Consider the following 23,697-nt stretch of genomic DNA (forward strand, 5'->3'; position numbering starts at 1 on the left):
CCGCCGCGCGCTCGCGCTCTACCACGTCTCCCTCGACGCCCCGGGGCGCGACCTCGAGCTGGCGCTGCTGCGGATCCAGAAGGCGCACGACCGCGCCGAGGCGCCGCTCGCCGCGGTGCTGGGGATCCTGGAGCGGCGCCTGGCCGGCGAGGGCGTCCCGCCTGGCCTGGAGGACGCCGGCGCGCGCGAGCTGCTCGACCGGCTCGCCGCGGTGGGCCAGGAGCGCTTCCCCGCGCTGGGCGACCTCGCCCGCGAGCTGCGCTACCGCCGCTTCGAGAAGCCCGAGCTGGATCAGGTCCGCGCGGCGGTGTACGCGCAGGCCGAGGCGGACCTCGCCGAGCTGGCGCGCGCCGAGGGGATCGCGCGCGAGACGCTGGTCTCCCGGCTCATCGCCTGCCCGCAGCCGCTCAGCACGCTCATGCTGGCGAGGATGGCCCGGGCTCGGCCCGACTTCCGGCGGCTGCTCGCCCAGACCCTCACCCGCCGCTACTACCGCCACCGCGCCACCGCGCCCGCCACCGTCGAGGAGGTGGACGGGATCGCCTGCACGCTCACCGAGTACGCCGCCGAGTCGCGGCGCATCCAGCTCGTGGCCGCGTTCGCGCCGGCCGCCGAGCTGCCCCGCGCCGCCGCCGCCGCGGCGCGGCTGGCCGAGCGCACGCCGGAGGGCGCCCAGACGTCGGTGGACCTGTACCTGTGGCGCGAGGGGGCGGGCGGCGATCCCGACGCGATCGCGGCCGAGCTGCGCGCCGCGCTCTCGCAGGCCGGGTTCCGGCGGCCGCTGCGCCGCGCCTCGGTGCTGGTGGCGTACCCGGCCCGCGGGCTGGGCCGGCAGGCCAGCCAGCTCCACTTCACGTTCCGGGGCGGGCCGGCCGAGTTCGTGGAGGAGCCGCGCTACCGCGGCGTCCACCCCATGATCTTCCGGCGCATGCAGCTCGCGCGGCTCTCCAAGTTCGAGCTGACCCGCCTGCCCTCGCCGGAGGACGTCTACCTGTACCGCGGCGTGGCGCGCGACAACCCGCGCGACGAGCGGCTGTTCGCGGTGGCCGAGGTGCGCGACCTCACCCCGCTGCACGACGCCCGCGGCCGCGTGGTCCAGCTCCCGCACCTCGAGCGCATGCTGCACGAGGCGCTCGCGGGCATGCGCCGCTTCCAGGCGCGGCGCGCGCCGCACCAGCGGCTCGAGTGGAACCGGGTGCTGCTCACGGTGGAGCCGCCGCTGCTCCTGTCGCGGGACGAGGTGCGCGGGGTGGCCGAGCGGATCGGCCCGGCCACCCAGGGGCTCGGCCTCGAGATGGTGCTGCTCGCGGCCCGCGTCCCCCACCCGGACACCGGCGAGCTGAAGGACGCGCTCGTCCGCGTCACCACCGACGGGCGGACCGTGGCGGTCCGCTGGGACGCGCCCACCGACCGCCCGCTGGAGCCGCTCTCCGAGTACCACCTGCGCGTGGTGCAGCTCCGGCGGCGCGGCCTCGTCCACCCGTTCGAGCTGGTGCGCATGCTCGCGCCGACGCGCGACTCGCAGGCCGGCGTGCCGCCGGGCGAGTTCGTGGAGCACGATCTCGACGCCTCCGGCGCGCTGGCGCCGGTGTCGCGCCCGCCCGGCCAGAACGGCGCCAACGTGGTGGTGGGCGTGGTCCGGACGTTCACGGCGCGCCACGCGGAGGGCATGCAGCGCGTGGTGCTGCTCGGCGACCCGAGCCGCTCGATGGGCGCGCTGGCCGAGCCCGAGTGCCGGCGCATCGAGGCCGCGCTCGACCTGGCGGAGCGGCTGCGCGTCCCGGCGGAGTGGTTCGCGGTCTCGGCGGGCGCGAAGATCTCCATGGACAGCGGCACCGAGAACATGGACTGGATCTCGCGCGTCCTCCGCCGGATCGTGACGTTCACGCAGGGTGGCGGCGAGATCAACGTGGTGGTCTGCGGGATCAACGTCGGCGCGCAGCCGTACTGGAACGCCGAGGCCACCATGCTCATGCACACCCGCGGGATCCTGGTGATGACGCCGGGCTCGGCCATGGTGCTCACCGGGAAGGAGGCCCTCGACTACTCGGGCAGCGTCTCGGCCGAGGACAACCAGGGCATCGGCGGGTACGACCGGATCATGGGCCCGAACGGCCAGGCGCAGTACCGGGCCGGCAGCGTGGGCGAGGCGATCCAGATCCTGCTCCGCCACTACGAGCACACCTACGTGGTCCCGGGGGAGCGCTTCCCGCGGCGGGCCGCGACCACCGACCCGGCTGCGCGCGACGTGCGGACGTCGCCGCACGGCCCGGCCGGCGGCGCCGGGTTCGAGACGGTGGGCGACGTGTTCGACGCCGCGACGAACCCGGATCGCAAGAAGCCGTTCGACATCCGGCGGGTGATGGCGGCCGCGGTGGACCAGGACCACCCGCCGCTGGAGCGGTGGCGCGACCTGCGTGGCGGCGAGACCGCGGTGGTGTGGGACGCGCACCTGGGCGGCTGGCCGGTGTGCCTGCTCGGGATCGAGTCCCGCCCGCTGCCCCGCCTCGAGTTCGTGCCGGCCGACGGGCCCGAGCTCTGGTCCGCCGGGACGCTCTTCCCGCAGTCCTCGAAGAAGCTGGCGCGCGCCATCAACGGTGCGAGCGGCAACCGGCCGGTGGTGGTGCTGGCGAACCTCTCCGGCTTCGACGGCTCGCCGGAGTCGATGCGGCGGCTCCAGCTCGAGTACGGGGCCGAGATCGGGCGCGCGGTGGTGAACTTCCGTGGGCCGTTCGTGTTCTGCGTGGTGTCCCGCTACCACGGCGGCGCGTTCGTGGTGTTCTCGAAGGCGCTCCGCGAGGACATCGAGGTGGTGGCGGTGGAGGGCGCGCGCGCCTCGGTGATCGGCGGCGCCCCCGCCGCGGCGGTGGTGTTCTCCCGCGAGGTGGAGACCCGCACGCGGAAGGACCCGCGGGTCGTCGAGGCGGAGAAGGCCGCCGCCGCGGGCGGCGCCGCGCGCGGGCGGCTGGCCGAGATCGTCGCGGCGGTGCGCTCGGAGAAGGTGGGCGAGGTGGCGGACGAGTTCGACGGCGTCCACACCGTGGAGCGCGCCCGGCGCGTCGGCTCGCTCGACCGGATCATCGCGCCGGCCGACCTGCGGCCGTACCTGGTGGACGCGGTGGCGCGCGGAATCGCGCGCCACTCCGACTGACCGCGGAATCGCGCGCCACGGCGGCCGACGAGGAGCTCAGCCGCGGCCCAGCGCGCGCAGCAGCTTCGCGCGCGCCGCCGCCAGGTCGTACTCCGCCTGCACCACCTGCGCCCCCGCGGAGGTGGCCGCCACCTGCGCGTCGCCCAGCTCGATGATGCTCCCCGCGCCCGCCTGGTAGCGGCCCTCGGCCAGCCGCAGGCGCTCGCGCGCGTTCACCAGCGCCTCGTCGGCCGCGGCCGACGCCGCGCGCGCGGTCTGCACGCCCTGGCGCGCGGCGTCCACGTCCACGGTGATCTGCGTGCGGAGCGCCGTCTCCTGCGCGTCCACGCCCGCCAGGTTGGCCCGCGCCTCCCTCGCCCGCGCCAGCGAGCCGCCGCCCTCGAGGAGGTTCCACCCGAGGTTCAGCGTGGCCGACCAGTTCAGGCCGTCGGCGTCCGGCCGCGTGCCCGCGTCCGAGACGCCGGTCTGCGCCGAGAGCGTGGGCAGCCACTCGGCGCGCGCGGCGTCGAGCGACAGCGCCCCGGCCCGCCGCTGCGCCTCCAGCGCGGCCAGCTCCGGGCGGGCCTGGGACGCCTCGGCGACCAGCGGCGCGAGCGGGCCGTCCTCGCCGGGCACCGGCGGGATGGCCTCGTCGGACGGCTCGATGTCGGCGGGCCAGTCGAGGCCGATGGCCTGGGCGAGGAGCGCCCGCGCGTTCTCGTAGGCGTTCCCGGCGCGCACCAGCTGGACCTGCGCGGTCGCGCGGTCGGCGCGGGCCTGGGCGAGGTCGATGGCGGGGCGCGTGCCGACCTGCACGAACGCCTCCACCTGGCGCAGGTGCGCCTCCTGGTTGTCGAGCGTCTCGCGCGCCACCCGCACCAGCGCGTGCGCGGCGCGCGCCACGAAGAACGCGGACTGCGCGCCCGCCACCACGTCGAGCTCGGTGGCGCGCTCGGAGGCGCGCTGCGCGTCGGCGCTCGCCCCGGCGGCGCGCCAGCGGGCGAGCTGCCCCAGGTCGAGCAGCGTCTGGCTCAGCACCGCCCGCGCGTCGAACGTGCCGCTCGTGCTCCAGCTCGCGCCGCCCGGCTTCCCGGCGAAGTTGTCGGTGGTGCGGCCGAGCCCGGCGCTGCCGGTGAGCTGCGGCAGGAGCGGCGCGCGGGCCTGGTCGGCGCGAGCGAGGGCCGCGTCGGTGGCGGCGCGCGCCGAGCGGAGCTGCGGCTGGTGCGCCCGGGCGGTGCGCACCGCCTCCTCGAGCGTGAGGACGCGGTGCGCCGGCGCCTCCGGCGCGGGGGCGGCCGCCGCGTCCGCGGAGGGGCGGCGACGGCGGCGGGGCGGGGGTCGCGGGCGGAGCCGCCTGCCCCAGCGCCAGCGCCGGGCCGAGCAGGAGGACGGCGGCGAGCCGGGGGACGATCGTCATTCGAACCTCAGCGCCTGGATGGGATCGAGCCGGGAGGCGCGCCGGGCCGGGTAGAGCCCGAACGCCACGCCCACCAGCCCGCTGAAGCCGACCGCGATCAGCACCACGTCGGCGCGGAACATGACCGGCCAGCCGAACGCCCGGGCCATCCAGAACGAGATCCCGAGCCCCAGCGCCACCCCCACCACGCCGCCGGCGAGCGACAGGACCAGCGCCTCGGCGAGGAACTGCAGGAGGACGTCGCGCGCGCGCGCCCCCACCGCCATGCGCACGCCGATCTCGCGGGTGCGCTCGGTCACCGACACCAGCATGATGTTCATGATCCCGATGCCGCCCACGCCGAGCGACACCGCCGCGATGGCGAGCAGCAGCGTGGTGAGCGTGGCGGTGCCCTCCTTCTGCGCGCTCGCGAACTCGGCCAGGTTGCGGATCGAGAAGTCGTCGTCCGCGCCGTCGGACAGGCGGTGGCGGTCGCGGAGGAGCGCGCGGACCTGCTGCTCGGCGCGCGCGGTCGAGGCGGAGTCCACGGCGCTCACCGCGATGACGCCGGGGATGAGGTTCTTCAGGCCGCCCTGGATCTTCGCGAGGTAGGTCGAGTAGGGCACGAACACCGCGTCGTCGAGATCCTGGCCCATGGGCGACTGGCCCTTCGCGGCGAGCACGCCCACCACCTGGAACGGCACGTTCTTCACGCGGACCTGCTGGCCGACCGGCGTCGCCCCCGCCCCGAACAGCTCGTCGGCGACCGTCTTGCCGAGCACGATCACCTTGGTGCCGGAGTCCACGTCCGACGGCCCGAACAGCGCGCCCTGCGCCGCCGGCCAGTTCCGGATGGCGAAGAACTCGGCGCCGGTGCCGGTCACCGAGGTGGTCCAGTTCAGGTCCTCGGACTGGATCGAGGCGGTGGTGCGGAGCTGCGGCGCGGCGTAGCGCACCGAGGGGACCTCGTTCTGGATGGCGCGCAGGTCGTCCCAGGTCAGCGTGGGGAGGCTGCCGAAGCCGCCGCGCGCGCCGCCCGCGGTGGTGCTGCCGGGCAGCACCATGAGGAGGTTCGAGCCCATCGACTCGAAGGTCTTCGCCACCTGGGCGCGGGCCCCGTCGCCCAGCGCCACCATCGCGATCACCGCGGCCACGCCGATGACGATGCCGAGCGCGGTGAGGAACGAGCGCATCTTGGAGCGGCGCAGGGCGCGCAGCGCCACGCGCAAGGTCTGGAGCAGGTTCACGCCGCGCCTCCCTCCCGCCCGTCCGCGCTCCCCGCCTCCTCGGCGGGCGGCGGCACCGCCGCCACCGGCACCTGCCGCGTGTCGGAGCGGAGCTTGCCGTCGCGCATGACCAGCACGCGCGACGCGTACGCGGCGATGTCGTTCTCGTGCGTCACCAGCACCACGGTGATCCCGGTCGCGCCCAGCGCCTGGAGGATCGCCATCACCTCCACGCTGGTGCGCGAGTCGAGGTTGCCGGTGGGCTCGTCCGCGAGCAGCACCCGAGGGCGGTTCACCAGCGCCCGGGCGATGGCCACGCGCTGCTGCTGGCCGCCGGAGAGCTGGCTGGGGTGGTGGTCGGCGCGCCCGGTGAGGCCCACCTGCGCGAGCGCCTCCAGCGCGCGGCGGTGGCGCTCGGCGCTCGGGGTGCCCGAGTACATCATCGGCAGCTCCACGTTCTCGAGCGCGCTGGTGCGGGAGAGGAGGTTGAAGCTCTGGAACACGAACCCGAGCGTCCGGTTGCGCAGGGCGGCCAGCGCGTCGGCGGACAGGCCGGACACGTCGTGCCCCTCCAGCAGGTACCGGCCGCGGGTGGGCCGGTCCAGGCAGCCGAGCAGGTTCATGAGCGTGGACTTGCCCGAGCCGGACGCCCCCATGATCGCGGTGAACTCGCCGCGCTCGACGGTCAGCGACACGCCCTTCAGCGCGTGCAGCTCGACGTCGCCCATGGCGTACGTCTTCCAGACGTCCTCGAGCCGGATGAGCGGGGTCTCGGCCACGTCGCCCCCTAGAACGGCCCGCGGCGCATGGGGCCGCCGCCGTTCTGCCGCCCGCTCGCGCCGCCGCCGGTCGCGTCGGTGACGACCGGGTCGCCCTCCCGCAGGTCGCCGGAGACGAGCTCGGTGGAACTCCCGTCGGTGATCCCGGTCTGCACCGCGACCGCGACCGGCTCCCGCGCCTCGCCGCGGAGCACCCACACCGTCCGGCCGCCCTCCGGCCGCGCCCGCGCGCCGTCCCCGCCGCTCCGGTCCGGCCTCGCGCCGGCCCGCGTCCCCTGCCCCGCCGGCGCGGTCCCCTCCTGCGCCTGCGCCCCCTGCGCCCCCTGCGCCGGGCGCTTCAGGCCGGCCGGCGGGCGGAAGCGCAGCGCCGCGTTCGGCACGCGGAGCACGTCGTCGCGCTGCGCGTACACGAACGTCACGGTGGCCGTCATGCCCGGCTTCAGCTTCAGCTCGGGGTTGGCCACGTCCACCACCGCGTCGTAGGTCACCACGTTCTGGACGGTGGTGGCGGCGTTGCGGACCTGCCGGACCGTCCCGGAGAACACCTCGTTCGGATAGGCGTCCACGGTGAAGCTGGCGGGCATGCCCGCGCGCAGCCGGCCGACGTCGGCCTCGGCCACGCTGGTGTCCACCTGCATCTTGGCGAGGTCCTCCGCGATGACGAAGAGGATGGGCGCCTGGAGCGAGGCGGCCACGGTCTGGCCCACGTCCACGTTGCGCGAGATCACCACGCCGTTCGTGGGCGACACGATGTCGGTGTAGCCCAGGTTCACCTGCGCCTGCTGCAGCGCGGCCCGCGCCTGGGCCAGCGTGCCCTGCGCCGCCTGCACCGCGGCGCGCGCGCCGTCCGCGTTCGCCTGCGCGGTGTCGAGGTCCGCGGCCGCGACGAGGTTGCGCTCGGCGAGCTGCCGCGTCCGGCCCAGCTGCCGGTCGGCGTCCGCCGCCTGGGCGCGCGCCTTGGCGAGATTCCCCTCGGCGGCGACCGTGTTCGCCTGGGCCTGGGCCACCGCGGCCCGGAACAGCTGCGGGTCGATGCGGGCGATCACCTCGCCCTTGCGCACCCGCGAGTTGAAGTCCGCGCGCAGCTCCGAGATCCGCCCCGACACCTGGCTGCCGACCTGCACGGTGACCAGCGCGGAGAGCGTCCCGGTGGCCGTCACCTTCGCCACGACCCGGCCCCGGTCTACCCGGGCCGTCTCGTAGTGGACCTCGCCGGCGCTCCTCGCGGCGCGCCAGCGCCAGAGGCCCAGCAGCGCGGCCAGGGCGGCGACCGCCGCCGCGGCGTACATCAGGTTCCGGCGCGTCATGGTGTGCGTGTCTCCCGGGCGGCCGGAGGCCGCGCCGCGTCGTCGTTGCCGGCCCCGCGACCCCCTCCGCGTGGTCCGCGGGCCGGCATCGCGCGCCGCGGGGAGTACCCCCGAAGCACCGGAAGGTTAACCGGCCTCGGGCCGCCGCGGGCGCGCCGCGGCAACGGGACGCTCCCACGCTCGCGGCGGACCGCTCCCCGGCCCTCGTTTGCGCCCCGCGCGTGCCGGGCGCTATCGTCCGGCTCCCGCCGCCCGCCGCGGCGGCCCGGAGGACCGGAACGCGATGATGGGCCGCCTGCTGCTCACGCTCTTCGAGGCGATGGCGGTCTTCTTCGTCCTGTTCCACCTGTACTCGCGCTCGCCGGCGTTCACGCCGGCCCGCACCGACTGGCTGCGGCCCCGCGCCAAGCTCTCGCTGCTGCTCTTCTTCACCGGCATCGCGATCCTCGGCACCTACCTCGGCCTCCCGCTCGCCGGCGGCGCCATCGCCAACACGCGCGCCGTGGGCGCGGTGCTGGGGGGCATGCTGGGCGGGCCGGCGGTGGGCGTGGCGGTGGGCCTGCTCTCCGGCGCGCACCGGCTCACCCTCGGCGGCTTCACCGCCGGCGCCGGGGCCATCGCCACCACGCTGGAGGGGCTGATGGGGGGGCTGGTGCACCGCCGGCTCGCCGCGGCCGCGCCGGACCGGCTCATCTCCTGGAAGCTCGCCTTCGCGGTGACCGCCGCCGGCGAGGTCCTCCACATGGGCCTGCTCCTCGCCGTCTCCCGCCCGTTCCAGGAGTCGGTGCACGTGGTGCAGGGCATCGGCGTGCCCATGATCCTGGCGAACTCGGTGGGCGCCGCGCTGTTCATGACGCTGCTGCGCGACCGCCACGAGCGCTACGACCGCGTGGCGGCCGCCACCTCCGCCCGGGCGCTCCGCATCGCCGAGCGGACCCTCGGCCCGCTCGCGCGCGGCTTCGACCGCTCGGTGGCCGGCGAGCTGGCGTCCATCATCCAGGAGGAGACCGGGGTGGGCGCGGTCGCCATCACCGACACCGAGACGGTGCTCGCGTTCGTGGGGCGCGGGTCCGACCACCACCGGCCCGGCCTGCCCATCGCCTCGCCGCTGACCCGCGGCGCCATCGAGCGGCACGAGGTGGTGTTCGCCGACGGCGAGCACGCGCACTACCGCTGCGCGGTCTCCCCGGACTGCCCGCTCGACTCGGCCGTGGTCATCCCGCTGGTGGTGGACGGCGCCGCCATCGGGACGGTGCAGCTCCTCGAGACCGCGCGCACCCGCTTCCGCCGGCTGAACCGCTCGCTCGGCGAGGGCATCGCCGACCTGCTCTCCGACCAGCTCCTGCGGGCCCGCTTCCACGAGCAGAAGAGCCTGCTCGTCCTCACCGAGCTGCGGCTGCTCCAGGCGCAGGTGGACCCGCACTTCCTCTTCAACGCGCTCAACACCGTCCACGCCGTGACCCGCACCGACCCGGAGCGCGCCCGCGAGCTGCTCGGCCACCTCTCCGCGCTGTTCCGCAAGAACCTGAAGCGCTCCGCCCCGCTCTCGACGCTCGAGGAGGAGCTGGAGCACGCCCGGGCCTACCTCGAGATCGAGAAGGCCCGCTTCGGCGACCGCCTGCTGGTCCTCACCGAGGTGGACCCGGCGCTGCTGGGCCTGCGGCTGCCCACGTTCACGCTGCAGCCGCTCATCGAGAACGCCGTGAAGCACGGCCTCGGCGCGACGCTCGGCGAGGCCACCACCCGCATCCGCGCCTACCGCCAGGGCGCCGCGGCGGTGATCGAGATCGAGGACGACGCCGGCGCCTACGCGCCGCGCCCCGGCGCCGACGGGATGGGCATGAGCCTGGTGGACCGGCGCATCAAGAACCTGCTCGGCGCCGAGTGGGGGGTCACCGTCTCCTGCACGCCGAGCGCGCTCACGCGCGTGTCGGTGCGGGTGCCGTTCGAGGAGCGTGCCGCGTGATGCGCGCCGTCATCGTGGACGACGAGCCCAACGCCCGGGCCGAGCTGCGCGCGCTGCTCCAGGCCAGCGGCGAGGTGGAGGTCGCGGCCGACTGCGGCAACGCGGTCGAGGCGCTGCAGGCGGTGCGGCGGGAGCGGCCGGACGTGCTGTTCCTCGACGTGCAGATGCCGGTGGTGGACGGGTTCGAGCTGCTCGGCATGCTCGATCCGGACGGCCAGCCGGCGGTGGTGTTCGTCACCGCGCACGACGCGTTCGCGCTGCGCGCCTTCGAGGAGAGCGCCGCCGACTACCTGCTGAAGCCGGTGGCGCCCGACCGGCTCCGCAGGACGCTGGAGCGGCTGCGCGCCCGCGCCGGCCTCGCGCGCGCCGCGCCGCCGCTCGCGCCGCCGCTCACGCGCGTCCCCTGCCTCGCCGGCCGCGCGGTGAAGCTGGTCCCGCTCGGCGAGATCGAGCTCGTCCGCTCCGGCCCCGCCGGCGTGCACGTGGTCACCGCGCAGGGCGAGCTGTTCACCGAGCTCACGCTGAAGGTGCTGGAGGAGCGCGGCGGGCTGCTGCGCTGCCACAAGCAGCACCTCGTGAACCCGGACCGCGTGGACGAGATCCGCCCCGGCGACGACGTCGAGGCCGGCGCGGCGGTGATCCGGACGCGCGGCGGGCACGACGTGCCGGTGAGCCGCCGCCACCTCGCGCAGGTGCGCGAGCGCCTCGGGTTCTGATCGGCCCCGGCCGGGCCCCTCGGGCCGCCCCGCTCGCCCCCGCCGGGCGACCGGTCGCGGCGCGCCCGGCGCCGGTCGCGGGATCTCCCGCGCAGCCCCGCGCGGACGTGGTGCGATGCGCGTCCGCCCGCCATGGCCCACCGAGACGACGTGCGCGCGCTCCCCGAGCCCTACCTCCGCCTCCACGAGGCGCTGGCGCGACACCTCCCCGGCGAGCGGCTCGTCACCGACCCGCTCCGGCGGCTCGCGCTCGGCACCGACGCGAGCTTCTACCGGCTCACCCCGCGCCTCGTCGTCGAGGTCCGGACGGTGGAGGAGGTCCGCCGCGTGCTCGCCGAGGCGGCGCGGCTGGGCACGCCGGTGACGTTCCGCGCGGCCGGGACCAGCCTCTCGGGCCAGGCGGTCACCGACTCGGTGCTGGTGCGCGTCACCGGGGGCTGGCGCGGCATGCGCGTGCTCGACGGCGGCGCGCGCATCGCGCTCGAGCCCGGCGTGATCGGCGCGGACGCGAACGCGGTGCTGGCGCCGCTCGGGCGCAAGCTCGGCCCGGATCCGGCCTCGATCGGCGCCTGCATGGTGGGCGGGATCGCCGCGAACAACGCGTCGGGGATGTGCTGCGGCACCGCCCAGAACAGCTACCGGACGGTCGCGTCGATGCGCCTGGTGCTGGCGGACGGCACCGAGCTCGACACCGGCGACCCGGCCTCGCGCGCGGCGTTCCACGCGGCGCACCCGGAGCTCGTGGCGGGGCTGCGCGCCATCCGCGCCGAGATCGAGGCCGACCCCGCGCTCCGCCGCCGGATCGTCGAGAAGTTCCGGATCAAGAACACCACCGGCTACGCGCTGAACGCGTTCGTGGACTTCGAGGACCCGGTGGACGTCCTGCTCCACCTGATGATCGGGTCGGAGGGGACGCTCGGCTTCATCGCGGAGGTCACCTACCACACGGTCCCCGAGCACGCGCACAAGGCCAGCGCGCTGGCGCTCTTCGCCGGCGTGGGCGACGCCGCCCGCGCCACCATGCTGCTCCAGGGCGGCCCGGTGGCGGCGGTCGAGCTGATGGACCGGGCCTCGCTGCGCTCGGTGGAGGCGAAGCCCGGCATGCCGCCCGAGCTGGCCGGGCTGCCCGACGGCGCGGCGGCCCTGCTCATCGAGACCCGCGCCGCCACGCCCGCCGAGCTCGGCCCGCAGGTGGACGCCCTGCTCGCGCGCATGGCGCCGGTCCCCGTGCTCGCGCCGGTCCGCTTCACCGCGGTGAAGGCCGAGTACGAGCGGCTCTGGGACGTGCGCCGCGGGCTGTTCCCGGCGGTGGGCGCCGCCCGGCCCATCGGCACCACCGTGGTCATCGAGGACGTGGCGTTCCCCATCCGCCACCTCGCCGACGCGACCGTCGAGCTGCAGGGCCTGCTCGCGGCCCACGGGTACGACGGGATCATCTTCGGCCACGCGCTCGACGGGAACCTGCACTTCGTCTTCACGCCGGACTTCGGCGCCGAGGGCGAGGTGGAGCGGTACGCGCGCTTCATGGACGACGTCTGCACCATGGTGGCGCGCAAATACGACGGCTCGCTGAAGGGCGAGCACGGCACCGGCCGCAACGTCGCGCCGTTCGTGGAGCTGGAGTGGGGCGCGAAGGCCACCGGGCTGATGCGGCGGGTGAAGCGGCTGCTCGATCCGGGCGGGCTGCTCAACCCCGGCGTGCTGCTGAACGACGACCCGCACGCGCACCTCCGGCACCTGAAGGCGCTCCCGCACGCGCACCCCATCCTCGACCGCTGCATCGAGTGCGGCTTCTGCGAGCCGCGCTGCCCGTCGCGCGACCTCACCCTCACCCCGCGCCAGCGCATCGTGGCGCAGCGCGAGATCGCCCGGCTGCGCGTCACCGGCGAGGACCCGGCGGCGCGCGAGCGGCTGGAGCGCGACTACGTCTACCTGGGCGAGGAGACCTGCGCGGTGGACGGCCTGTGCGCCACCGCCTGCCCGGTGGGCATCGACACCGGCGAGCACACCAAGTGGCTGCGCGCCCAGGCCCACGGCGACGGCGGCGGGGCCGCGGATCTCGCCGCGGACCGCTTCGCGGCGGTGGCCGCGGGCGCGCGCGCCGGCCTGCGGCTCGCGTCCGCGGCGCACGCCGTGCTCGGCACCGCCGCGCTCTCCGGGCTGACCCGCGGCCTGCACCGGCTCAGCGCCGGCCGCCTGCCGGTCTGGAACGAGGCCACGCCGCGCGCCGCCCGCGCGCCGCGCCTCGACGGGACGCGCCGCGGCGGCGACCGGGTGGTGTACTTCCCGAGCTGCGTCTCGCGCACCATGGGCCCGGCGCGCGGCGACGCGGAGGGCGTGGAGGTCCACGCCGCCATGCTCTCGCTGCTGGGCAAGGCCGGGTTCGACGTGGCCTTCCCCGCCGGCATGGAGGGGCTGTGCTGCGGCATGCCCTTCGAGTCGAAGGGCTGGCCCGCCCAGGCGGACCGCAAGAGCCGGGAGCTGGAGGCCGCGCTGCTCGAGGCGAGCGAGGGCGGGCGCCACCCGGTGGTGTTCGACACCAGCCCCTGCGTGTACCGCATGCGCAAGGCGGCCGGCGGCCGGATCGCGATCCACGATCCGGTCGAGTTCATCCAGCGGCTCGTGCTGCCGCGCGTGTCGCTGACCCGCGTGCCCGGCCCGGTGGCGGTGCACGTGCCCTGCAGCGCGGTGAAGCTCGGGCTCGGGCCCGCGTTCCGGGCCGTGGCCGAGGCCTGCGCCGAGCAGGTGGTGATCCCGCGGGAGGTCGGCTGCTGCGGCTTCGCCGGCGATCGCGGCTTCACGCACCCCGAGCTGAACGCCTCCGCGCTCGCGCCGCTCGCCGCGGCGCTCCCGGCCGGCTGCGCCGCGGGCTTCTCCTCCAGCCGGACCTGCGAGATCGGCCTGTCGCTGCACGCCGGCGTGCCGTACCGCCCGCTGGCCTGGCTGGTGGACCGCTGCGCCTCCCCGCGCGCCGCCCGAGACCCGGAGCCTTCCGTTCCCCCGGACGCACCTACCGTGAAGGAGATCGCCCGATGAGCTGGACCCAGACGTACACCCCCGTCGCCGGCAGCTTGATCGTCTCGGCGCTGGTCGCCGCCCTCCCGGTGGTCGCGCTGCTGGGCGCGCTCGCCTTCTTCCACGTCAAGGCCCACTGGGCCGCGCTCATCGGCCTGGTGCTGGCGCTCGGGATCGCGATCGGCGTCTACGGCATGCCCGCGTCGATGGCCGGCGCCGCCGCGCTGAACGGCGCGGCGTTCGGCCTGCTGCCCATCGGCTGGATCGTGCTGAACGCGATCTTCGTCTACGACATCACCGTCAGGACCGGGAAGTTCGAGGTGGTGAAGGAGACCATCGCCGGCCTCGCCTCCGACCGGCGCATCCAGGTGCTGCTCATCGGCTTCTCCTTCGGCGCGTTCATCGAGGGCGCCGCCGGGTTCGGGACGCCGGTCGCCATCAGCGCCGCCATGCTCATCGGCCTGGGCTTCAAGCCGCTCCCGGCGGCCGGCCTGGCGCTCATCGGGAACACCGCGCCGGTCGCGTACGGCGCCCTCGGCACGCCCATCATCACGCTCGCCAAGGTGACCGGCCTGAACGAGCTGGCGCTGTCCGCCATGACCGGGCGCCAGCTCCCGCTGTTCTCGCTCATCGTCCCGTTCTGGCTGGTGTGGGCCATGGCGGGCTTCCGCGGCATGGTCGAGGTCTGGCCGGCCTGCCTGGTCGCCGGCCTGTTCTTCGCGGTCCCGCAGTTCGTGGTCTCCAACTTCTACGGCCCCTCGCTGGTGGACATCGTGGCCGCGGCGGTGTCGCTGCTCGCCATGTACGTGCTGCTCAAGGTCTGGCAGCCGCGGTCGGTGTGGCGCTTCCACGACGAGCGCGACGCCGACGCGGCCCTGGCCGCCGCCCGCAAGTCGGTCGGCGCCGCCGCCGCGCGCCGGGGCCCCACCGCCGCCGAGGGCCTGGTGGCGTGGCTCCCCTGGATCATCCTCTCGGTGTTCGTGTTCGCGTGGGGCCTGCCGTCGGTGAAGACCTGGATGAACGGCATCTTCAACCCGACCTGGGAGGTGCCGTTCCTGCACAACCTGGTGCACAAGGCGCCCCCGGTGTCGAAGGTCCTCGCGCCCGAGGCGGCGAAGTACAGCCTCAACATGCTCTCGGCCACCGGCACCGGCCTGCTGCTCTCCGGCGTGGTCTCCGGCCTCATCCTGAAGCTCGGCCCGGGCGACCTCCTCCGCACCTACCTCGGCACGCTGAAGCGCGTGCGCTTCTCGCTCCTCACCATCGCGGCCATGCTGGCGCTCGGCTTCACCACCCGCTTCTCGGGCTCCGACTCGACCATGGGCCTCGCGTTCGCCTCCACCGGCCACCTGTTCCCGTTCTTCTCGCCGCTGCTCGGCTGGCTGGGCGTGGCGCTCACCGGCTCCGACACCTCGTCCAACGTGCTGTTCGGCAACCTGCAGGTGGTGAGCGCCCAGCAGATCGGCATGAACCCGATCCTCGCGGCGGCCTCCAACAGCTCGGGCGGCGTCATGGGCAAGATGATCGACGCGCAGAGCATCGTGGTCGCGTCGGTCGCGACCGGCCAGCACGGCCACGAGGGGATCATCCTCCGCTACGTGTTCTGGCACTCGCTGGTGCTCGCCTGCCTGGTGGGCGTGGTGGTGTTCCTCCAGGCGTACGTGTTCACCGGGATGGTGCCGATCCCGCACTAGCAGGGGCCCTCCCGGATCCCCGCTTCACCGAAGGGCGGGATCCGGGCAGAGTGGCCCGGGAGGTCCCGGTGAAGGTCGCGCTGTTCGTGCCGTGCTACGTGGACCAGCTCCACCCGCAGGTCGCGCACGCGACCGTGCGCGTGCTGGAGCGGCTCGGCGTCGAGGTCGTGTTCCCCGAGGAGCAGACCTGCTGCGGCCAGCCCATGGCGAACGCGGGCTTCGCCGCAGACGCCGCGCCGCTGGCGCGGCACTTCCTGGAGGTGTTCGGCGGCTTCGACCACGTGGTGGCGCCCTCCGGCAGCTGCGTCTCGATGGTCCGGAACCACTACGGCGCGTTCCTGTCCGGCGCCCCGGGCTTCGACCGGCTGCGGCGCGGGACCTTCGAGCTCTGCGAGTTCCTCACCGACGTGCTGAAGGTGGGCGAGCTGCCGGGCCGGTACCCGCACAAGGTCGGGCTGCACCAGAGCTGCCACGGCCTGCGCGAGCTCGGCCTGGGCAGCCCCAGCGAGCGGATGGAGCCGCGCTTCAGCAAGGTCGGCCTGCTCCTCTCCCGGCTGCAGGGCATCGAGCTCGTGTCGCTCTCGCGGCCCGACGAGTGCTGCGGGTTCGGCGGCACGTTCGCGGTGGCCGAGGAGGCCGTCTCCTGCCTGATGGGGCGCGACCGGATCGCCGACCACCTGGCGGCCGGGGCGGAGGTGGTGACCGGCACCGACGTGTCCTGCCTCATGCACCTCGACGGCCTGGCGCGCCGCACCCGGCTGCCGCTCCGGTTCCGGCACGTGGCGGAGCTCCTGGCGGAGGCGACCGCGTGACCGGCCACGCCGAGCGGGCCGCGCGCTTCGCGGCCGACGAGCCGCGCGCCCACTGGCACGACCAGGCGCTCTGGTTCGTGCGCCTGAAGCGCGACCGCATGGCCGCGGCGGTGCCGGAGTGGGAGGCGCTGCGCGAGCGCGCCGCCGCGGTGAAGGCGCACGCCAGGGCCCGGCTGGCCGACTACCTGGAGCAGTTCGAGCGCGAGGCCACCCGCCGCGGCCTCCGGGTGCACTGGGCCCGCGACGCCGACGAGCACAACGCGGTCGTGCACCGGATCCTCTCCGAGCGCGGCGTCACCCGGGTGGTGAAGTCGAAGTCGATGCTCACCGAGGAGTGCCACCTCAACCCGTACCTGCAGGCGCGCGGCATCGAGGTGGTGGACACCGACCTGGGCGAGCGGATCGTCCAGCTCGCCGGCGAGCCGCCCTCGCACATCGTGCTGCCCGCCATCCACAAGAAGAAGGAGGAGATCGGCGAGCTGTTCCACCGCACCCTCGGCACCGCGGCCGGCGCCTCGGATCCCACCTACCTCACGCAGGCCGCGCGCGCGCACCTGCGCGAGAAGTTCCTGGCGGCCCAGGCCGGCCTGACCGGCGTGAACTTCGCGATCGCGGAGACCGGCGGGATCGTGGTGTGCACGAACGAGGGCAACGCGGACATGGGCACGCACCTGCCCCCGCTCCACGTCGCCTGCATGGGCGTCGAGAAGATCGTCCCGCGGCTCGCCGACCTCTCGGTGTTCCTGCGCCTGCTGGCGCGCTCCGCCACCGGCCAGCCGGTGACGACCTACACGACCCACTTCCACGCGCCGCGCCCGGGCGGCGAGCTGCACGTCGTGATCGTGGACAACGGCCGCTCGCGCCTGCTCGCGGAGGAGGAGTTCCGCGGCGCGCTGGCCTGCATCCGCTGCGGCGCGTGCATGAACACCTGCCCGGTGTTCCGGCGCAGCGGCGGGTACAGCTACGCCTGGACCATCCCCGGCCCCATCGGCTCGGTGCTCGCCCCCGGGCGCGACCCGGCCGCGCACGGCTCGCTGCCGTTCGCCTCCAGCCTGTGCGGCTCCTGCGACGCGGTCTGCCCGGTGAAGATCCCGCTGCACGACCAGCTCCTGGCGCGGCGCCGCGAGGTGGTCCGCGCCGGCGGCCAGCCGCTCGCGAAGCGGCTGGCGATGCGCGCCGGTGCGTGGGTGCTCGGGCACCGCGCGCTGTACGAGCTGGCCGGTCGCCTGGCGCGCCTCGCGCTCCGGCGCCTCCCGCGCGCGCTGCTCTACGGCCGCTGGAACGCGTGGGGGCGGCAGCGCGAGCTGCCGGCCGCGCCGGCCGAGAGCTTCCGCGACGCCTGGCGCCGCGCCCGGGGAGGCGGCCGTGGGTAGCCGCGAGGAGATCCTGGCCGCGCTCCGCCGCGCCGCGCCGCCCGATCCCGGGCTCCCCTCCGAGCCCGTGCGCGGCACCCCCTACGCCGACCTGGCGCTCCAGCTCGGCGAGGCGGTGCAGGCGGTGGGCGGGGCCTTCCAGCGGGTGCCGGACGCGGCCGCGCTGCGCGAGGCGGTGGCGGCGCTCGCGGCGCGGCTCGAGGCGCGCCGGGTGGTGTCGCGGGTCCCGGAGGCGGGCGCGGGAACGGCGGGTGAAGCGGGCCCGGCGGACGTCGCCGATCCGCACGAGCTCGAGGGCGTGGACCTGGCGGTCGTCCCGGGGCGCTTCGCGGTGGCCGAGAACGGCGCGGTGTGGGTGGCCGGCGAGGACCTCGGCCACCGGGCGGTGTTCGTGATCGCCCAGCACCTCGCGCTCGTGGTCCCCGCCGCGGAGATCGTGAACGACCTGCACGAGGCCTACGCGCGCATCCGCTTCGACGGCCCCGGCTTCGGCCTGTTCGTGGCCGGGCCGTCCAAGACCGCCGACATCGAGCAGGCGCTGGTGATCGGCGCGCACGGCGCGCGCTCCTGCACCGTGTTCCTGGTCGGCTGACCGGCGCCCGCGGTCAGCGGCCGCCGGCGCGCACCCGCCGCGAGCCGCCGCCCAGGTACGCGGCCACCGCGCGCCAGGTCTCCTCGAACTGCCCGCGGGTGAAGCCGGTCCCGGAGGCCAGCCAGTCGAAGTGCGGCGGCACGTGGCGCGGCTGCGAGAAGTGGCCGATGACGTCGAGGTGGTCGGCCCAGACCGCGCGGATGACGTCGCCCCAGACCTGGCTGCGGGTGGGGACCATGCCGTCGTTGGCGCGCGCGTCCGGGATGCGCCCGTAGGCGAGCCGGAGCGGCCGCGCCTGCACGATCGAGAGCGGCGGCTCGCGGTCGAGCGGCGTGCCCGAGGCGATGCGGTAGAGCCCGACGTACATGGCGTGGGTGGCCTGCGCGTACGGTCCCAGCCCCGCCGCCAGCACCGAGCGGAGGCCGGGCGGCCGGGCGCGGGAGATGACGCACCCGTAGCGCACGCCGGGGCGGTCCTCGGTGGTGGCGTTGAACACGTCCATCGCGGCCGGGCCGATCTGCGTGACCAGGTCCTGGTCGTCGCCGAGGCTCGAGAAGAAGTCCTCGATCTCGCGCCGGCGCTCGCCGGAGAAGTCCGCCAGCAGCTCCGAGAAGAGCTGCTCCACCACGCCGCTCGGCGGCGCCGCCGGCCGCCGCAGGAACGTCGCCAGCCGGAGCGCGGCGCCCGCGGGCAGCCGCCCGGCGCGGAGCGTGTACATGGTGGCGAGGGAGAGGATCTTGAGGACCTGCTGGCCGAGCAGGTTGTTGAAGAAGTGCGCGACCGGCGTGCCGTAGTGCGGCGCGGACACCGTCACCACCGACCGCACCGCGCGCGCGCACCGCTCCACGTCGGCGTCGGTGGGGAGCGACACCTCCGGGCTGAGCAGCAGGCGCACGTCCAGCCCGCCGCTGGAGTGGCCCACCACGCTCACCTCGCCGCCGGGCCCGTCCAGGACGCGGGCGACGTCCTCGGCCAGCAGGGCGGCGCGCTTGCGGAGCGTCGCGGTGGGCGCGGTGCGGACGACGCGGATCTCGCCGTCCAGGCCGTGCGCCGGGCCGATCTCGGCGAGCAGGTCGCGGACGTGGCCGAAGTAGGTGAAGTCGCCCAGGTTGGCGAACCCGAAGAACCCCGGGACGAGCAGGACGTGGTGACGCGGGGCCACGGCCCGAGTCTACGCTCGGTCCGCCGGCCGCGGGCCAGGACTTCCGCGGGTGCGCCGAGCGCGTGCGCGCCCGTGTCCGCGCACGGGCGCCGCGCCGTATGATGCGCGCCCGGAGGCGACCGATGGACGTGAAGCAGGTGTTCGACGGGGCGGCGGCGCGCTACGACGCGCTCCGCCGGCAGCTCATCCCGTGCTTCGACGGCTTCTACGGCGCGGCGGTGGACCTGCTGCCGTTCGAGGAGGGCAGGCCGGTGCGGGTCCTCGACGTGGGCGCCGGGACCGGGCTGCTGGCGGAGCAGGTGCTCGCGCGCTTCCCGGCCGCCGAGGTGACACTGCTCGACTTCTCGGCCGAGATGCTGGACCGCGCCCGCGCGCGCTTCGCCGGCCGGCCTGCCCGGGTGACGTTCCGCACCGGCGACTACCTGCGCGATCCGCTCGGCGGCCCCTGGGACGCGATCGTGTCGGCGCTGTCCGTCCACCACCTCTCCGACGGCGACAAGCGCGCGCTCTACGCGCGCGCCGCCGAGGCGCTCGCCCCGGGCGGCATCCTGGTGAACGCCGACAACGTGCTCGCCGAGGACCCGGCGGTGGCCGCGCGCGACCGGGCGCTCTGGATCCGCGCCATCCGCGCGAGCGGCCTGGCCGAGGCGGACCTCGAGGCGGCGCTGGAGCGGACGCGGGTGGACGTGCTCGCGCCGCTCGGGCTCCAGCTCGGCTGGCTCCGGGCGCTCGGCCTCGCGGAGGTGGACTGCGCGTACAAGTGGCACCACTTCGCCGTCTTCTCCGGCCGGCGCCCCGTCACGGACGGGTGATCTTCTGCTGGCGCGGAGGGGGTGAGTGATGCTTACATCAGCGCCCTTTCCAAGGAGGTCCGCGTGAACCGCAACACCGTCATCGCCCTCGTCGTGGGGCTCGTGGTCGGGTTCCTGATCGGCCAGCTGGCCTCGAGGCGGGATCAGGTGACGTCCGTCCCCGTGGTCGCCGCGCCCGCCGGCGCGCCGGCGATGCCGCCCGGCGGCATGGGCGGGCTGCCCGCGCCGATGCCCTCGCCCGGCGCCAGCATGGACCTGCAGGCCCGGATCACCGCCGCCGAGCAGATCGTCGCGAAGGATCCCCGGAACGTCCGCGCCTGGATCCAGCTCGGCAACGACTACTTCGACTCGCGCCAGGCGCAGAAGGCGGTCGAGGCCTACGGGCGCGCGCTCGAGCTCGAGCCCAACAACCCCGACGTCCTCACCGACCAGGGCGTGATGTACCGGGACCTCGGCAACTTCGACAAGGCCATCGCCAACTTCAAGAAGGCGAACGAGCTCGATCCGAAGCACGTGCAGAGCCTGTTCAACCTCGGCGTGGTCTACCTGCACGACCTCCAGGACGCGGACAAGGCCACCAAGGCCTGGAACCAGGTGATCGCGGCCGCGCCGGCGAGCCCGCAGGCGCAGCAGGCGCAGCAGGCGCTGACGCAGCTCAAGGCGAACCCGCCGCCGCCCAGGAAGAAGTAGCGAGGCCCGCCGCACCGGCCGGGGCGCCGCGACCGCGGCGTCCGGCCGCGCGGGGCGGGGCAGCGCGGCTCCGGCCGCGGGGCTGGATAGCCGTGCGAGGTGGCTTATGCTCACAAGGCATGCACCGCGTCCTCCTCCTCGCCGCCGCCCTGCTCGCCGCCGCCTGCCACCCGCGGCCGTCCGCGTCCACCCTCGTCGCCCAGCCGCTCGCGCCGGGGCGCGCCTGGCTCAGCACCGTCGATCGCGACCACCCGCTGGTCGGGCGCATCTGGGACGTCCGCGCCGGGCGGTTCGCCGACGAGGCGGCGCTCGAGGCCGGGCTCTCCGGCGCGCGCTTCGTGCTGCTCGGCGAGACGCACGACAACCCCGATCACCACGTGCTGCAGGCGCGCCTGCTCCGCGCCCTGGCCGCCGCCGGCAAGCGCCCCGCCGTCGCGTTCGAGATGCTCGCCACCGAGCAGCAGCCCGCGCTCGACGCGGCGCTGGCGGGCCCGCGGCCCACGCCGGAGGACGTGTCGCGCGCGGCGCGCTGGGACCAGAGCGGCTGGCCGCCGTTCGAGACCTACCGGCCGGTGTTCGCCGCCGCGCTGGACGCCGGCCTGCGCATCGAGGGCGCGAACCTGCCGCGCGCGCAGATCCAGGCCGCGGCCCGGGGCGGCGTCCAGGCCCTCCCGGCGCCGGTGCGCGCGCGCATCGAGCGGCAGGGGCCGCTCCCCGAGGCGGTGGCCCGCGAGATGCGCCAGGAGATGGCGGAGTCGCACTGCGGCGCGCTGCCCGAGTCGATGCTCGACCCCCTGGTGACCGGCCAGCGCGCGCGCGACGCGCAGATGGCCGAGTCGCTGGCGCGGACCGGGGCGGCCGGCGCGGTGCTCATCACCGGCTCGGGCCACGCGCGGACCGACCGCGGCGTGCCGTCGTACCTCGACCCCGGCGCGACGGTGGCGAGCGTGCTGTTCCGGGAGGTGGTGCCCGGCCGCGACGACCCCGCCGCCTACGCCGCCGACTACGCGGGGCGGCTCCCGTTCGACTGGGTGGTATTCACGCCGGGTGAGAAGCGGCCCGACCCATGCGCCGAGTTCCGCGCCCACATGAAGGCGAAGCCTCCCGCGAAGCCGGCGGCGCCCGCACCGGCCCGCGCGCCTGCGCCCGCGCCCGCGGCGCCGCCCGCGAAGCCCTGACGATCAGTCCTCGGCGCCCACCAGCGCCGCCAGCTCGCGGTGGAGCAGGGCCTCGTCGCCGAGGTTCACCTCCACCAGCCGCCGGAGGTGGGCGATGCTGTCGAGGTCGATCCCGGTGCAGCGGACCCCGACCTTCTCCCCGTCGCGGTGCGCGATGACGCCGTCCATGCGGATGAGCGTGTCGCCCTGGTCGAGCTGGATGACGAGCGCGCAGGGCTCGCCGGCGGCGCCGGGGAACGCGGCCGGGACCTCCACCCGCGCGCCCTTCAGCGAGACGTCCTGGACGCCGCAGCCGGCCCGGGCGGTCCCGGCGCGCAGCTCGCCCGGCCGGTGGAACGCGATGCGCGAGAACCGCCGGCGCTCGGGCTGCCCTTGCACGCTGGCCATGGACTTCCCCCTTTCGCGGATTGTCCCGCCACCCGCGCGCCCGGCGCAAGCGCCCCGCGGCCACGGAGGGCTTGACCCGGGGGCGCGCCGGGCCGACGGTGCCGGGTCATGCCCGCCCCGGCACGCCCCCTCGACGAGCTGATCGCCTTCGTGCGCGCGCGGACCGCGCCCGCGCCGGTCCCGCTCGTCCCGGAGCTCGTCCTGCACCAGGCCACCGAGCTGACCCCGCTCTGGCACGCCACCGCCGGCGAGCTGGCCGGGTGGGACGACTCGCCGTTCTGGGCGTTCCCGTGGGCGGGTGGCCAGGCCCTGGCGCGGCACCTGCTCGACCGGCCGGAGCGCGTGCGCGGGCGCCGGGTGGTGGACTTCGCGACCGGGAGCGGCCTGGTGGGCCTGGCCGCCGTGCGCGCCGGGGCGGCCGAGGTGGAGGCCTGGGACGTGGACCCGTTCTGCGAGGCGGCCGTCCGCGCCAACGCGGCGCTGAACGGGCTCGCGCTCCCGTTCCGGGCCGGCGACCCCATCGGCGCGCCGCTGCCGGGCGTGGAGGTCTTGCTCGCCGGCGACGTGTTCTACGAGGGGCCGCTCGCGGCGCGCGCGCTCGCCTGGTTCCGTGCGCTCGCCGGGCGGGGCGTGACGGTGCTCGCCGGCGACGCGGGGCGCACCTACGCGCCACGGGAGGGGTTCACGGTCGTGGCGGAATTCCAGGTGCCCACCACGGTCGAGATCGAGGACGCGGCGGTGCGCGGCGCGCGGGTGCTCCAGATCATGGGGTGAGCGCCGGGCCGCGTGTTACGATCCGTCGCTGGGGAGGTCTCGCCCGCTTGCCCGCCCGCGCCCCGCTCGTCACCGCCCGCGCCGTCCTGGCGCTCGGCCTGCTCGCCGCGGGGCTCGCCGTCGCGCTGCTGCTCGCGGGCGGGCTCTCCGCGGGGGCCGTCCTCGCGGTCCCCACGGGGCACTGGGCGTTCGGCGCGCTCGCCGCGGCGGCGGCCGCGCTCGTCGTCCGCTGGCTCCTGCTGCTCCGCGTCCCGCCGGTGCGCCTCACCGGCATCGACGTGCGCGCCGCCGAGCAGCCCGCGCTGATCGCGCTCGTGAAGCTCGTCGCCGGCCGCGTGGGCGCGCCCGCGCCGCGCCGCGTGTGCCTGGTGGCGGGCGTGGAGGTGACGGCCGTCGAGGAGGGCGGCGTCCTCGGCCTCGGCGCGCACCCGGTGCTCGGGATCGGCGTCGGGCTGATCGCGCTCCTCGGCGTGTCGGAGCTGGAGGCGGCGCTGGCCCACGAGCTGGGGCACCGGCGCGCGGGCGGGCGCGCCGGGGGCCTGCTGCACCGGGCGCGCGCGGTGCTGGCGCGCGCGTCGGCGCCCGGCCGCGGCGGCGCGATCGGGGCGCCGTTCCGCCGGCTCTGCGCCGCGTACCTGCGCGCCACGCTGCACCTGGCGCGCGCCCAGGAGCTGCAGGCGGACCGGGC

18 protein-coding genes and 1 pseudogene are annotated in these 23,697 nt (G+C 75.9%); 13 read left to right on the forward strand and 6 right to left on the reverse strand.

Annotated features, from left to right (window positions below; translation table 11 throughout):
• On the forward strand, positions 1-3,151 hold a 3,151-nt coding region (locus PSR1_RS10665; protein ID WP_272946347.1), incomplete at its 5' end, for a carboxyl transferase domain-containing protein.
• Positions 3,152-3,187: 36 nt separating this feature from the next.
• On the opposite strand, the gene PSR1_RS10670 is transcribed toward PSR1_RS10665, so the two are convergent.
• The 4 genes from PSR1_RS10670 to PSR1_RS10685 form a co-directional block, all read right to left on the reverse strand.
• On the reverse strand, positions 3,188-4,372 hold the full coding sequence (locus PSR1_RS10670; RefSeq protein WP_237757912.1) for a TolC family protein: 1,185 nt from the start codon (positions 4,370-4,372) through the stop codon (positions 3,188-3,190).
• 171 nt (positions 4,373-4,543) lie between these two features.
• On the reverse strand, positions 4,544-5,773 hold the full coding sequence (locus tag PSR1_RS10675) for an ABC transporter permease (protein ID WP_059437563.1): 1,230 nt from the start codon (positions 5,771-5,773) through the stop codon (positions 4,544-4,546).
• The gene (locus PSR1_RS10680) at positions 5,770-6,531 is read right to left on the reverse strand and encodes an ABC transporter ATP-binding protein (RefSeq protein WP_059437564.1); all 762 of its coding nucleotides are present in this window, start codon (positions 6,529-6,531) and stop codon (positions 5,770-5,772) included. The genes PSR1_RS10675 and PSR1_RS10680 overlap by 4 nt, the downstream gene beginning before the upstream one ends.
• Positions 6,532-6,539: 8 nt before the next feature.
• Positions 6,540-7,838, reverse strand: a complete 1,299-nt coding sequence (locus tag PSR1_RS10685; RefSeq protein ID WP_059437565.1) for an efflux RND transporter periplasmic adaptor subunit — start codon at positions 7,836-7,838, stop codon at positions 6,540-6,542.
• 283 nt (positions 7,839-8,121) lie between these two features.
• On the opposite strand from PSR1_RS10685, the gene PSR1_RS10690 reads away from it, so the two are divergent.
• The 7 genes from PSR1_RS10690 to PSR1_RS10720 all read left to right on the forward strand — a co-directional run bounded on the left by PSR1_RS10690 (position 8,122) and on the right by PSR1_RS10720 (position 18,006).
• On the forward strand, positions 8,122-9,804 hold the full coding sequence (locus tag PSR1_RS10690; RefSeq protein WP_059437566.1) for a sensor histidine kinase: 1,683 nt from the start codon (positions 8,122-8,124) through the stop codon (positions 9,802-9,804).
• Complete coding sequence (btsR, locus tag PSR1_RS10695; protein ID WP_237757913.1) at positions 9,804-10,520, forward strand: two-component system response regulator BtsR; 717 nt, start codon at positions 9,804-9,806, stop codon at positions 10,518-10,520. The genes PSR1_RS10690 and btsR overlap by 1 nt, the downstream gene beginning before the upstream one ends.
• Positions 10,521-10,652: 132 nt before the next feature.
• The gene (locus tag PSR1_RS10700; RefSeq protein ID WP_059437568.1) at positions 10,653-13,556 is read left to right on the forward strand and encodes an FAD-binding and (Fe-S)-binding domain-containing protein; all 2,904 of its coding nucleotides are present in this window, start codon (positions 10,653-10,655) and stop codon (positions 13,554-13,556) included.
• Positions 13,553-15,229 (forward strand): L-lactate permease, encoded by a 1,677-nt coding sequence (locus PSR1_RS10705; protein ID WP_059437569.1) that lies wholly within the window; start codon positions 13,553-13,555, stop codon positions 15,227-15,229. Before PSR1_RS10700 ends, PSR1_RS10705 begins: the two co-directional genes overlap by 4 nt.
• A gap of 68 nt (positions 15,230-15,297) precedes the next feature.
• Positions 15,298-16,041 carry a (Fe-S)-binding protein gene (locus tag PSR1_RS10710; protein WP_059437570.1) on the forward strand — a complete coding sequence of 248 codons (744 nt, stop codon included), beginning with the start codon at positions 15,298-15,300 and terminating at the stop codon, positions 16,039-16,041.
• Positions 16,038-17,414 carry a lactate utilization protein B gene (locus tag PSR1_RS10715; protein ID WP_059437571.1) on the forward strand — a complete coding sequence of 459 codons (1,377 nt, stop codon included), beginning with the start codon at positions 16,038-16,040 and terminating at the stop codon, positions 17,412-17,414. Before PSR1_RS10710 ends, PSR1_RS10715 begins: the two co-directional genes overlap by 4 nt.
• Positions 17,407-18,006: an LUD domain-containing protein gene (locus PSR1_RS10720; RefSeq protein WP_059437572.1), complete on the forward strand. Its 600-nt coding sequence runs from the start codon at positions 17,407-17,409 to the stop codon at positions 18,004-18,006. Before PSR1_RS10715 ends, PSR1_RS10720 begins: the two co-directional genes overlap by 8 nt.
• 13 nt (positions 18,007-18,019) lie before the next feature.
• Here the strand turns inward: PSR1_RS10720 and PSR1_RS10725 are convergent, their stop codons facing one another.
• The gene (locus PSR1_RS10725) at positions 18,020-19,168 is read right to left on the reverse strand and encodes a triacylglycerol lipase (protein ID WP_059437573.1); all 1,149 of its coding nucleotides are present in this window, start codon (positions 19,166-19,168) and stop codon (positions 18,020-18,022) included.
• A gap of 122 nt (positions 19,169-19,290) precedes the next feature.
• Here PSR1_RS10725 and PSR1_RS10730 point away from each other — a divergent pair, with 122 nt between their 5' ends.
• The 3 genes from PSR1_RS10730 to PSR1_RS10740 all read left to right on the forward strand — a co-directional run bounded on the left by PSR1_RS10730 (position 19,291) and on the right by PSR1_RS10740 (position 21,848).
• On the forward strand, positions 19,291-19,980 hold the full coding sequence (locus PSR1_RS10730) for a trans-aconitate 2-methyltransferase (RefSeq protein ID WP_059437574.1): 690 nt from the start codon (positions 19,291-19,293) through the stop codon (positions 19,978-19,980).
• A gap of 63 nt (positions 19,981-20,043) precedes the next feature.
• Positions 20,044-20,670, forward strand: coding sequence for a tetratricopeptide repeat protein (locus PSR1_RS10735; protein WP_059437575.1), 627 nt, complete (start codon positions 20,044-20,046; stop codon positions 20,668-20,670).
• 119 nt (positions 20,671-20,789) lie between these two features.
• Entirely contained in the window at positions 20,790-21,848 is a 1,059-nt protein-coding gene (locus PSR1_RS10740; protein ID WP_059437576.1) for a ChaN family lipoprotein, read from the forward strand.
• 3 nt (positions 21,849-21,851) lie between these two features.
• Here the strand turns inward: PSR1_RS10740 and PSR1_RS10745 are convergent, their stop codons facing one another.
• The gene (locus PSR1_RS10745; RefSeq protein ID WP_059437577.1) at positions 21,852-22,235 is read right to left on the reverse strand and encodes a PilZ domain-containing protein; all 384 of its coding nucleotides are present in this window, start codon (positions 22,233-22,235) and stop codon (positions 21,852-21,854) included.
• 108 nt (positions 22,236-22,343) lie between these two features.
• Here PSR1_RS10745 and PSR1_RS10750 point away from each other — a divergent pair, with 108 nt between their 5' ends.
• Positions 22,344-23,009: a methyltransferase gene (locus tag PSR1_RS10750; protein WP_059437578.1), complete on the forward strand. Its 666-nt coding sequence runs from the start codon at positions 22,344-22,346 to the stop codon at positions 23,007-23,009.
• 47 nt (positions 23,010-23,056) lie between these two features.
• A pseudogene (locus PSR1_RS10755) lies at positions 23,057-23,697 on the forward strand (peptidase M48); the annotation flags it as partial.

It is taken from the genome of Anaeromyxobacter sp. PSR-1 (assembly GCF_000964525.1).
Classification (GTDB): Bacteria; Myxococcota; Myxococcia; order Myxococcales; family Anaeromyxobacteraceae; genus Anaeromyxobacter.

What these genes read in the sequence shown, in the direction of transcription:
- PSR1_RS10685 (WP_059437565.1), bottom strand. Translation starts at nt 7,838, where the DNA reads ATGACGCGCCGGAACCTGATGTACGCCGCGGCGGCGGTCGCCGCCCTG.
- PSR1_RS10690 (WP_059437566.1), top strand. Translation starts at nt 8,122, where the DNA reads ATGATGGGCCGCCTGCTGCTCACGCTCTTCGAGGCGATGGCGGTCTTC.
- btsR (WP_237757913.1), top strand. Translation starts at nt 9,804, where the DNA reads ATGCGCGCCGTCATCGTGGACGACGAGCCCAACGCCCGGGCCGAGCTG.
- PSR1_RS10700 (WP_059437568.1), top strand. Translation starts at nt 10,653, where the DNA reads ATGGCCCACCGAGACGACGTGCGCGCGCTCCCCGAGCCCTACCTCCGC.
- PSR1_RS10705 (WP_059437569.1), top strand. Translation starts at nt 13,553, where the DNA reads ATGAGCTGGACCCAGACGTACACCCCCGTCGCCGGCAGCTTGATCGTC.
- PSR1_RS10730 (WP_059437574.1), top strand. Translation starts at nt 19,291, where the DNA reads ATGGACGTGAAGCAGGTGTTCGACGGGGCGGCGGCGCGCTACGACGCG.
- PSR1_RS10740 (WP_059437576.1), top strand. Translation starts at nt 20,790, where the DNA reads ATGCACCGCGTCCTCCTCCTCGCCGCCGCCCTGCTCGCCGCCGCCTGC.
- PSR1_RS10745 (WP_059437577.1), bottom strand. Translation starts at nt 22,235, where the DNA reads ATGGCCAGCGTGCAAGGGCAGCCCGAGCGCCGGCGGTTCTCGCGCATC.
- PSR1_RS10750 (WP_059437578.1), top strand. Translation starts at nt 22,344, where the DNA reads ATGCCCGCCCCGGCACGCCCCCTCGACGAGCTGATCGCCTTCGTGCGC.